The following is a 10,504-nucleotide window of genomic DNA, read 5'->3' as shown; positions in this document are numbered from 1 at the left end:
GTCCGCGCCATCGCGGTTTTCGGGCAACGGGGCGGCGGTTGGTGACTAACATGGCCGATGATCGTGACGGTGTCCCGCCAGTACACGAAAGTGTTGACCATGACAACAGCTCGCGTGCCCAAACTGCCGCTCGACGAAGCCACGGCCGCAGCCGACGAAGCGGCCGTGCCCAACTACATGGCCGAACTGAGCATCTTCCAGGTGCTGCTGAACCACCCGCCGCTGGCGCGCGCGATCAACGATCTGCTCGCCACCATGCTCTGGCACGGTGCGCTCGACCCGCGGTTGCGCGAATTGGCGATCATGCGGATCGGCTGGCTCACCGCGTGCGACTACGAATGGACACAGCACTGGCGGGTCGCGTCCAGGCTGGGCGTGGCCCCCGACGACCTGCTCGGCGTGCGCGACTGGCAGGCGCACGACGGGTTCGGGCCCGCCGAGCGCGCCGTGCTGGCCGCCACCGACGACGTGGTGCGCGACGGAGCGGTGAGCGCCGCGAGCTGGGCGGCCTGTGAGCGTGAATTAGCCGGCGACACAACGGTTCTCATCGAGCTCGTCACGGCGATCGGCGCATGGCGGATGGTCTCGTCGATCCTGCGGAGCCTTCAGGTTCCGCTCGAAGAGGGCGTGTCCAGCTGGCCGCCGGACGGCCGGGCGCCCGCGGGAGCGGTCGTCGATTGACATATCGATCGGTGGCTCCTTAGCGTCGGGCAATGCGTACCAGAGTCGCCGAAATGCTCGGCGTCGAGTTCCCCATTTGCGCGTTCAGCCACTGCCGCGATGTGGTGGCCGCGGTGACCAACGCCGGCGGGTTCGGCGTCCTCGGCGCGGTGGCGCACAGCCCCCAGCGGCTGGAGAGCGAACTGACCTGGATCTCCGAGCAGACCGGCGGCAAGCCCTTCGGGGTGGACCTGCTGTTGCCGCCGAAGTACGTCGGCGCGGACGAGGGTGGCATCGACGCCGCTCAGGTGCGGGCGCGGCTGCCCGAGGAGCACCGCGCGTTCGTCGACGACATCCTCGCCCGCTACGGGATCACCGCGCCGCCCCAGGAGGCGCGCGGTTCCGGCGGCGGCCTCAACATCTCGCCGAAAGGCTACGAGCCGCTGCTCGAGGTGGCGTTCGCCCACCGCATCCGGCTGATCGCCAGCGCGCTCGGGCCGCCGCCCGCGGACCTGGTCGAACGCGCCCACGATCGCGACGTGCTGGTGGCCGCGCTGGCCGGCACCACGCGCCACGCGCAACGGCACGCGGCCGCCGGGGTCGACCTGATCGTGGCGCAGGGCACCGAGGCCGGGGGACACACCGGCGAGGTCGCCACCATGGTCCTGGTGCCCGAGGTGGTGGACGCCGTGGCGCCGGTCCCCGTCCTCGCCGCGGGCGGGATCGCCCGCGGCCGCCAGATCGCGGCGGCCCTGGCCCTCGGCGCCGAGGGGGTCTGGTGCGGATCGGTGTGGCTGACCACCGAAGAGGCCGAGACGCCGCCGGTGGTCAAGGACAAGTTCCTGGCGGCCAGCTCATCGGACACGGTGCGGTCGCGATCGATGACGGGCAAGCCGGCGCGCATGCTGCGCACGGCCTGGACCGACGAATGGGAGCGGCCGGAGAAGCCCGACCCGCTCGGCATGCCGCTGCAGACCGCGCTGGTCACCGAGCCGCAGGTGCGCATCAACTCCGCGGCCGCGCACCCCGGCGCCAAGGCGCGCGAGCTGGCCACCTACTTCGTCGGCCAGGTGGTCGGTTCGCTCGACCGGGTTCGCCCCGCGCGAACGGTGGTGCTCGACATGGTCGAAGAGTTCATCGACACCATCGGGCGCCTCGACGGCCTGGTCGAGTAGCCGCGGGGGCGCCAATTCGCTTGTGCGCCCACGGCTTTCGCTGCGCCCGCGGCGGCGACGCGCCGACGACCCGCGCCCCGGACGCACGCGCGCCTGCACCCACGGGTTCAGCCGGCCGCCGCGACCGGACCGGCAAACTCGAGATGAACAGAAGGTGTCCAGCTACCGAGTCATACCCGCAGGTCAGGGGACTCGTCCTGGCAGAATCCTGCGGGACCGCCACACAGAACCGTAAAGATTGCGAAACCTCGCGCCGATAAGTTTGACCCCGTCGGACCCGTCGTGCATTATCGACCGGGTAAGCACCTCGTTAGGTGAGGCGTCTACACGAATACAGGCCACTGACCCCGAACGTCGAAAGACGCCCCGGGTCAGGACAGCTCCTCCCGGCTTAAGGGTTGAGCCCAGGTGGCTTCCGGACAACCGGACACGTCGTGTGGTGCCAAAGCTCTGACGAGAGGGGTGCGGATCACCGACGGTCGTCGGGTTTCTGCTCCTCATGCTGCGCGCAAATCGTGCGCGGAAAACCGCACGCGTCGTGACCGCGAGGAGGTGAGGGACACATGAGTTCCAGCGATAGTCCGGATCGAAGTCCGAGCTCCGTCTCGTCCCGATCCGGTCTCCGGCACGGCGTTTTCAGCTGAGGCGTCGTAAACGCTAACTGGCTTACCGCCAAGCGTTCTGGGATCGGAACCGCTACGGGACGGGGCACGTCCATCCAATCAGTCCCCCGTTCGAACCCGTCAGGAGACGACCATGACCGCAGCCCTGTCCGACGAAGTGGTAACCGCAGCGCCCGCCCGCAAGTTGAAGGTGGTGCGCGACGTTGAGACGGCTCAGGCCCCCGCGCCCAAGAAGGCCACCCGCCGGGCCAACCCGCAGCACGTTGTCGTGGGTGACCCGTTGGTGGAGGGCGCCACCCGCCTGTTGAGCATCCCGCTGCGCCACCTCTACGCGGCGCTGCTGCGGGCCGGTGTGCTCGAAATCCAGGCCTGATCCGATGGACGGCGACCAACGAAGGCTCCGAGGGGCTACCCGGCCGCAGGTGTTTCCTGAGGCCAGGTAGCCCCTTGGGGTGCTCCGCCTGAGTAGAATCGGGCCATCGGCGTCGATCCGGCATCACCGGGGAGCCTTCGGAAGAACAGCCGGCCGGCTCAGTAGAACCGAACGGGTGGGCCCGTCACAGCCTTGAACGAGCGGCCACGCGACGGCGTGGCAAGCGGGGTGGTACCGCGGCGCTCGCGCAGACAGCGCGTCGTCGTCCCCGGCCTGACCATAGGCACGCAGGAGACGACGCCACCGTGACAGAAAACGCTGAAGCCAGGGCCTATCCCAAGCTGGCGAGCGGCGCACCCGATTTCCCGGCGCTGGAACTGGAAGTCCTCGACTACTGGGCCCGAGACGACACCTTCCGCGCCAGCATCGCCCGCCGCGACGGCGCCGACGAGTACGTCTTCTACGACGGCCCGCCGTTCGCCAACGGGCTGCCGCACTACGGGCACCTGCTCACCGGCTACGTCAAGGACATCGTCCCGCGGTACCGCACCATGCGCGGCTACAAGGTGGAGCGGCGGTTCGGCTGGGACACGCACGGATTGCCCGCGGAACTCGAGGTCGAGCGCCAACTCGGCATCAACGACAAGTCGCAGATCGACGACATGGGGATCGCCGCGTTCAACGACGCGTGCCGCGCGTCGGTGTTGCGGTACACCGACGAGTGGCGGGCGTATGTCACCCGCCAGGCCCGCTGGGTCGACTTCGACAACGACTACAAGACGCTCGACCTGCCCTACATGGAATCGGTCATCTGGGCGTTCAAGCAGCTCTGGGACAAGGGCCTGGCCTACGAGGGTTACCGCGTCCTGCCGTACTGCTGGCGCGACGAGACCCCGTTGTCCAACCACGAATTGCGCATGGACGACGACGTCTACCAAAGCCGGCAAGACCCCGCGCTGACGGTCGGATTCAAGGTGGTCGGCGGTGCGCTGGACGGCGCGCACCTGCTGGTGTGGACGACGACACCGTGGACGCTGCCGTCGAACCTGGCGGTCGCCGTCAACCCCGAAGTGACGTATGTGCAAGTGCGGGTAGAAGATCGGCGCTACGTGCTGGCCCAGCCGCGGCTGGCGGCCTATGCCCGCGAGCTGGGTGAAGAACCCGTAGTGCTGGGCACCTACAGCGGCACCGACCTGCTGGGCACCCGCTACCTGCCGCCCTTCCCGTATTTCCTGGACAGCCCCAAGGCTTTTCAGGTGCTGCCCGGGGAGTTCGTCACCACCGAAGACGGCACCGGCATCGTGCACATGGCGCCGGCCTACGGCGAGGACGACATGGCCACCACCGACAAGGTGGGCATCGTGCCGGTGACGCCCGTCGACTCCAAGGGCCGGTTCGACGCCACGGTGCCGGACTACCAGGGGCAGCACGTCTTTGACGCCAACCCGCACATCATCCGCGACCTCAAGAACGGCAGCGGCCCGGCCGCGGCGAACGGCGCGGTGCTGCTGCGCCACGAGACCTACGAGCACCCCTACCCGCACTGCTGGCGCTGCCGCAACCCGCTGATCTACCGGGCGGTGTCGTCGTGGTTCGTCGCGGTCACCGCGTTCCGTGACCGCATGGTGGAGCTCAACCAGCAGATCACCTGGTATCCCGAACACGTCAAGGACGGCCAGTTCGGCAAATGGCTGCAGGGCGCCCGCGACTGGTCGATCTCGCGAAACCGCTACTGGGGCAGCCCGATTCCGGTGTGGAAGTCCGACGACCCGGCCTACCCGCGCATCGATGTATACGGCAGCCTCGACGAGCTGGAGCGCGACTTCGGGGTGCGGCCCACCAACCTGCACCGGCCCTACATCGACGAGCTGACCCGGCCCAATCCCGACGACCCGACCGGCCGCAGCACCATGCGGCGCATCCCCGACGTGCTCGACGTGTGGTTCGACTCCGGGTCCATGCCGTACGCCCAGGTGCACTACCCGTTCGAGAATCGCGACTGGTTCGACAGCCACTATCCCGGCGACTTCATCGTCGAGTACATCGGGCAGACCCGCGGCTGGTTCTACACGCTGCACGTGCTGGCCACCGCGCTGTTCGACCGGCCGTCGTTCAAAACCTGTGTGGCGCACGGGATCGTGCTGGGCTCTGACGGCCAGAAGATGAGCAAGTCGCTGCGCAACTACCCCGACGTGTCCGAGGTGTTCGACCGCGACGGCTCCGACGCCATGCGGTGGTTCCTGATGGCGTCGCCGATCCTGCGGGGCGGCAACCTGATCGTCACCGAGCAGGGCATCCGCGAGGGCGTGCGCCAGGTCCTGCTGCCGCTGTGGAACGCCTACAGTTTCCTGGCCCTCTACGCGCCCAAAGTCGGTACCTGGCGCACCGATTCGCGGCAGGTGCTGGACCGCTACATCCTGGCCAAACTCGCCGAACTGCGCGACAACCTCACCCGCGAAATGGACACCTGCGACATCTCCCGGGCCTGCGAGCACCTGCGCCAGTTCACCGAGGCGCTCACGAACTGGTATGTGCGACGGTCGCGTTCGCGGTTCTGGGAGGAGGACACCGACGCGATCGACACCCTGCACACCGTGCTCGAGGTGACGGCCAGGCTGGCCGCGCCGCTGCTCCCGTCGGTCACCGAGATCATCTGGCGCGGCCTCACCGAGGGGCGCTCGGTGCATCTCACCGACTGGCCGGATGAGGCGCTACCCGCCGACCCCGACCTGGTCGCCGCGATGGACCAGGTGCGCGAGGTGTGCTCGGCCGCGTCGTCCCTGCGCAAGGCCAAGAAGCTGCGGGTGCGGCTGCCGCTGCCGAAACTGACTGTGGCCGTGGAGAACCCGCGAAGCTTGGAGCCGTTCACCGACCTGATCGCCGACGAGCTGAACGTCAAGAGGGTCGAGCTGACCGACGCGATCGACACCTACGGCCGGTTCGAGCTCACCGTCAACGCCCGCGTGGCGGGACCGCGACTGGGCAAGGACGTGCAGGCCGCCATCAAGGCCGTCAAGGCGGGGGAGGGCGTCGTCAACCCCGACGGCACCCTGACCGCCGGGCCCGCGGTGCTCATGCCCGAGGAGTACAGCTCCCGGCTGGTCGCCGCCGACCCGGAATTCACCGCCGCGCTGCCCGACGGGGCCGGCCTGGTGGTGCTGGACGGCACCGTGACCCCGGAGCTGGAGGCCGAGGGCTGGGCCAAGGACCGCATCCGCGAACTGCAGGAGCTGCGCAAGTCGACCGGGCTGGACGTGTCCGACCGGATCTCGGTCGTCATGTCGGTGCCGGCCGAGCGGGCCGACTGGGCGCGCACCCACGCCGAACTCATTGCGAGGGAGATACTCGCGACTAGTTTCCAGTTCGCCGAGCCAACACCGGACGCCGTCGACATCGGCGACGGCGTTCGCGTGGCGATCACTAAAGCCTGACCGCGAAAGTGCAACCAGCGACACGTTTTCCGAGTGGATACGTCGGTAATTGCACTTTCGGGCCAGTGTCAGACCGTCCTGGCATTCTTCGGCCATGGCGCAGGGGACACCGTTCGTCGGTACGCACGCGATTGAGGCGGGCATGTTCACGGAGCGCGAGCTGCGGGGGTCGTGTACGCGGATCTATCGCAATGTCTACCAACGGCGCGGGAGCGCGCTGACCGCGAGAGATCGGGCCGTCGCCGCCTGGCTCTGGTCTGGCAAGAAGGCTGTCGTCGCGGGGAATTCGGTGGCCGCACTGCTCGGCGTCCAGTGGGTCGATCCGCAAGCGCCGGCCGAGCTCATCAGCGATCGCAAACGCCCGCCGCGCCTGATCATCACCCGGAACGAGTCGCTGTTGGCCGGGGAATTCACGGCGGTCAGCGGTGTGGCGATCACGTCGCCTGCGCGGACTGCGTTCGACCTGGGGCGCCGTCCCGGGCTGGTTCCCGCCGTCGTAGCTGTCGATTCGTTGGCGAGGGCTACCGGACTTGCGGTCGACGAGGTGCATCCGCTGGTTGCGGCCCGCCGCGGCGCTCGCGGCGTGCGGCAGCTGCGCCAGGTATTGGATCTGGTCGATGCCGGAGCAGAATCGCCGCAGGAGACCCGGACCAGGCTCGCGATCGTCTTCGCCGGCTTACCCAGGCCGCTGACCCAAATCGCGGTGCGTAACCAGTGGGGCGCCGTGACCGCGCGCATAGACATGGGGTGGGAGCAGTGGCGTGTCGGTGTCGAGTACGACGGCGCTCAGCACTGGACCGACGCGCGCATTCGCGCGCAGGACATCGATCGCGCGGCCGAACTGGAGCGACGGGGCTGGCGCATCATTCGGGTGAGCGCCGACCTGTTGCGGAATCGACCTGACATCGTCCTAGCCCGGATCCGCGATGCTCTGCGTGCCGCCGGCTGCCCCTGCTGAGCGCCAAAGTGCGGTTGGCGACGCATCGCGCGAGTAAGGGCGTCGGTGTTTGCACTCTCGCGAAAAAAGTTCCCAAAAATGTGTCCGCGCCACCCGGGTTGGCCGCTCTTACCTGTGACGGCGGCTCAACGGGGGCCGCGACCACAGTCAAGGAACACGCCATGAGCATCATCGAAGACTCGCAGTCGACAACCTTCGCCGCCCTTCCGCACGACGACCTGACGGTTGCCGCCACCCCGCATGAGGACCTCACCGTCGCCGAGGCGTGGGCATCGAGCCCGCTGGGCGACCCCAGGGTCGAGGACGGATCCCTCTCCGAGCCCGCGAAATTCGAGGTGTGTCCGGCCGCGACCGTGACGGCGAGGCCGCGCTCGAGGGGAACGAATGCCCTGGCGGCGGGCGCCGTGGTAGCGGCGCTCGGGGCGGTCGCCGGGCTCGGGCTCCTCCTCATCGACGGGTCGGGCCCCAAGGAGCACAAGCCTGTGGTGGTTCCCAATTCCAGTGTCGGGTCGGTGACGCCGCAGGCCCCCAGCGCGGTGGCGCCGCCGCCCGTGGCGCCGGCTGCGCCGACCACCCCTCCCGACGCCGGGCACGTATCGCCCGGACCAGCCGGTGGTGCCGAGGCACCCGTCGTGATCGCGCCGGCGCCGGCGCCCGCGGCCGCCCCGGCCGACCCGGGCAGCCCGCCGCCCCCGCCCAACGTGACCGTCAACGTCCCGCCGGTGATCGTGCCCGTGCCCGTTCCGATACCGGTGCCGCCCCAGCACGACGGCAATCCGCCGGCGCCGAGCGGCCACGGGCCGATCCAGTGTTACGCCTGCCACCCCCCGCAGCCGCCGGTCCACCCACTGCCGGTCCACCCGCTGCCGGTGCAACAACAGCCCGGCAAGAACTGAGCCGGACCGCGCCACGGCGACCGCGCCGGGAGTTCAGACCAATAGCATTCCGAAGTGTGGAGTCCCGTTGGGTGCTGCACCTGGACATGGATGCGTTCTTCGCCTCGGTCGAACAGCTCACCCGGCCGACGCTGCGGGGGCGGCCGGTGTTGGTCGGCGGCCTGGGCGGGCGCGGCGTGGTGGCCGGGGCCAGCTACGAGGCCAGGGTGTTCGGCGCCCGCTCGGCGATGCCGATGCACCAGGCCCGCCGCCTGATCGGGGTGACCGCGGTGGTGTTGCCGCCGCGCGGCGTCGTGTACGGGGTGGCCAGCCGGCGCGTCTTCGACACTGTGCGCGCCGTGGTGCCGGTCGTCGAGCAGCTGTCCTTCGACGAGGGCTTCGGCGAACCGTCCGGCCTCGCGGGCGCCTCGGCCGAGGACGTCGAGGCGTTCTGCGAAGGCCTGCGGCACCGGGTGCGCGAGGAGACCGGCCTGATCGCGTCGGTGGGCGCCGGCTCGGGCAAGCAGATCGCCAAGATCGCCTCCGGGCTGGCCAAACCCGACGGCATCCGGGTGGTCCGGCGCGCCGAAGAGCGGTCGCTGCTCGGCGGTTTGCCGGTGCGGCGGCTGTGGGGCATCGGTCCGGTCGCCGAGGAGAAGCTCAACCGGCTCGGCATCGAGACGATCGGCCAGCTGGCCGCGCTGACGGACGCCGAGGCCGCCAACATCCTGGGCGCGACGGTCGGCCCGGCGCTGCACCGCCTGGCCCGCGGCATCGACGACCGGCCGGTCGCCGAGCGCGCCGAGGCCAAGCAGATCAGCTCCGAATCCACGTTCGCCGTCGACCTGACCAGCGTCGAGCAGCTGCGTGAGGCGATCGACCCGATCGCCGAGCACGCGCATCAGCGCCTGCTGCGCGACGGCCGCGGCGCCCGCACCGTCACCGTGAAGCTCAAGAAGTCCGACATGAGCACGCTGACCCGCTCGGCGACGCTGCCATACGCCACAACCGAGGCCGGCGCGCTGGTCGCCCTGGCCCGCCGGCTGCTGCTCGACCCCCGCGAGATCGGACCGATTCGCCTACTGGGCGTGGGGTTTTCGGGATTGAGCGACGTGCGGCAGGAGTCGCTGTTCCCGGACCTGGACCTGGCGGGGGAGGATCACCCGGCCGAAACCGTGGCGACCGCCGCCGAGGCGATGTTCGCCCCGGTGCCCGACGAGGGCTGGCGGGTCGGAGACGACGTCACGCACCCAGAGCTCGGGCACGGCTGGGTGCAGGGCGCGGGCCACGGCGTGGTCACCGCGCGGTTCGAGACCCGCAGTTCCGGTCCGGGCCCGGCCCGCACGTTCGCCGCGGACACCGCCGAGCTGACCAAGGCCAACCCGGTGGATTCCCTGGACTGGCCGGACTACGTGGGCGCGTTGCAGGCCCGGGAAGCCGACCACCCTTCAGCCCCAGCGGGTGATGACGTCGGCGACCGGTAGCTGCGCGGCCAGCGCGGCCATCAAAAGCACCCGCGCCTGCGGGGGGCGCAACCGGGGCACCATCACCGCTCCGGCCGCCGCCATCTGGTGGCCGGGCCCGTAGCTGGCACCCACGCGCCCGCCGGGGACGCGGGTGGACACCGCGACGGCCACGCCGGCGCGGCAGTGCCGGGCCACCGCGTCGACCACCGCGTCGCCGGCATTGCCCGAACCCAGCGCCTCGAGCACCACGCCCCTCGCCCCGGCGGCCACGCAGGCGTCCAGGGCCACCCCGTCACTGCCCAGGTAGGCGGCGACGATGTCCACGCGCGGCGCCTCCGCCGCGGTCAGGTCGCCGAGCTGGGGCCGCGTCTTGGTGCCGGCCAGCGTGACACCGCCGTTCACCGTGCCGATCAGCTCACCGGCGAAACCGGTCAGGTCGTTGGTCGCCACCTTGGTCAGCCCCAGCGGCTGCAACACCCGGCCGGCGAAGCACACCAGCACGCCGAGGCCGCGCGCGGCGGGGCTGCCCGCCACCCCGAGGGCCGCACGCAGGTTGGCCGGGCCGTCGGCGTCGGGGGCGTCGGCGCTGCGCATCGCGCCGGTCAACACCACCGGAACGTCGCCCGCGTGGGTGAGTTCGAGCCACAACGCGCTCTCCTCCATGGTGTCGGTGCCGTGGGTGACCACCACACCCTCGGCGCCGCCGTCGATCGCCGCCCGCACGGCGCCGCGGATCCGATCCCAATCGGCCGGCACCAGCTGCGAGCTGTCCAACGCCAGCACGTCGACGACGTCGACGTCGAGGCCGGCGGCCAGGTCCGCCGCGCCGTAAGCGGGCCGGTGCACGCCGTCCGGGCCGGTGCCCGTCGATATCGTGCCTCCGGTGGCGATGACGGTGAGCCGGCCCATGGGGAAATCATCGCGCACGCCAACCGCGAACACC

Annotated in this window: 8 protein-coding genes and 1 riboswitch; of the genes, 7 read left to right on the top strand and 1 reads right to left on the bottom strand. The window is 70.2% G+C overall.

Features of this window, described 5'->3' with window-relative positions; translation table 11 throughout:
* Positions 1–99: 99 nt before the first annotated feature.
* The 7 genes from BRW65_RS06255 (at position 100) to BRW65_RS06225 (ending at position 9,579) form a co-directional block, all read left to right on the top strand.
* Complete coding sequence (locus tag BRW65_RS06255) at positions 100–681, top strand: carboxymuconolactone decarboxylase family protein (protein ID WP_073872952.1); 582 nt, start codon at positions 100–102, stop codon at positions 679–681.
* A gap of 32 nt (positions 682–713) precedes the next feature.
* Complete coding sequence (locus BRW65_RS06250; RefSeq protein WP_073872427.1) at positions 714–1,835, top strand: NAD(P)H-dependent flavin oxidoreductase; 1,122 nt, start codon at positions 714–716, stop codon at positions 1,833–1,835.
* A 299-nt stretch (positions 1,836–2,134) separates the two neighbouring features.
* A riboswitch (M-box (ykoK) riboswitch) is annotated at positions 2,135–2,304 on the top strand.
* A gap of 287 nt (positions 2,305–2,591) precedes the next feature.
* Positions 2,592–2,831 carry an Rv1535 family protein gene (locus BRW65_RS06245; protein ID WP_073872425.1) on the top strand — a complete coding sequence of 80 codons (240 nt, stop codon included), beginning with the start codon at positions 2,592–2,594 and terminating at the stop codon, positions 2,829–2,831.
* A 305-nt stretch (positions 2,832–3,136) separates the two neighbouring features.
* Positions 3,137–6,262, top strand: coding sequence for an isoleucine--tRNA ligase (gene ileS, locus BRW65_RS06240; protein WP_073872423.1), 3,126 nt, complete (start codon positions 3,137–3,139; stop codon positions 6,260–6,262).
* Positions 6,263–6,356: 94 nt separating this feature from the next.
* The gene (locus tag BRW65_RS06235) at positions 6,357–7,220 is read left to right on the top strand and encodes a DUF559 domain-containing protein (protein ID WP_073872421.1); all 864 of its coding nucleotides are present in this window, start codon (positions 6,357–6,359) and stop codon (positions 7,218–7,220) included.
* 161 nt (positions 7,221–7,381) lie between these two features.
* Entirely contained in the window at positions 7,382–8,116 is a 735-nt protein-coding gene (locus tag BRW65_RS31665) for a hypothetical protein (protein WP_073872419.1), read from the top strand.
* Between the two features lie 71 nt (positions 8,117–8,187).
* A complete protein-coding gene (locus BRW65_RS06225) occupies positions 8,188–9,579 on the top strand; it encodes a DNA polymerase IV (protein ID WP_167374009.1) in 1,392 nt (463 codons plus the stop codon).
* Here the strand turns inward: BRW65_RS06225 and BRW65_RS06220 are convergent.
* The gene (locus BRW65_RS06220; protein ID WP_073872948.1) at positions 9,544–10,470 is read right to left on the bottom strand and encodes an asparaginase; all 927 of its coding nucleotides are present in this window, start codon (positions 10,468–10,470) and stop codon (positions 9,544–9,546) included. The two genes, BRW65_RS06225 and BRW65_RS06220, sit on opposite strands and share 36 nt — an antisense overlap.
* Positions 10,471–10,504 lie beyond the last annotated feature (34 nt).

Source organism: Mycobacterium paraffinicum, assembly GCF_001907675.1.
Taxonomy (GTDB): domain Bacteria; phylum Actinomycetota; class Actinomycetes; order Mycobacteriales; family Mycobacteriaceae; genus Mycobacterium; species Mycobacterium paraffinicum_A.
The sequence above is the reverse complement of the archived record's forward strand: the minus strand, read 5'-3'. Positions and strand labels throughout refer to the sequence as shown.

What these genes read in the sequence shown, in the direction of transcription:
- BRW65_RS06220 (WP_073872948.1), bottom strand. Translation starts at nt 10,470, where the DNA reads ATGGGCCGGCTCACCGTCATCGCCACCGGAGGCACGATATCGACGGGC.
- BRW65_RS06250 (WP_073872427.1), top strand. Translation starts at nt 714, where the DNA reads ATGCGTACCAGAGTCGCCGAAATGCTCGGCGTCGAGTTCCCCATTTGC.
- BRW65_RS31665 (WP_073872419.1), top strand. Translation starts at nt 7,382, where the DNA reads ATGAGCATCATCGAAGACTCGCAGTCGACAACCTTCGCCGCCCTTCCG.
- BRW65_RS06235 (WP_073872421.1), top strand. Translation starts at nt 6,357, where the DNA reads ATGGCGCAGGGGACACCGTTCGTCGGTACGCACGCGATTGAGGCGGGC.
- BRW65_RS06245 (WP_073872425.1), top strand. Translation starts at nt 2,592, where the DNA reads ATGACCGCAGCCCTGTCCGACGAAGTGGTAACCGCAGCGCCCGCCCGC.
- BRW65_RS06255 (WP_073872952.1), top strand. Translation starts at nt 100, where the DNA reads ATGACAACAGCTCGCGTGCCCAAACTGCCGCTCGACGAAGCCACGGCC.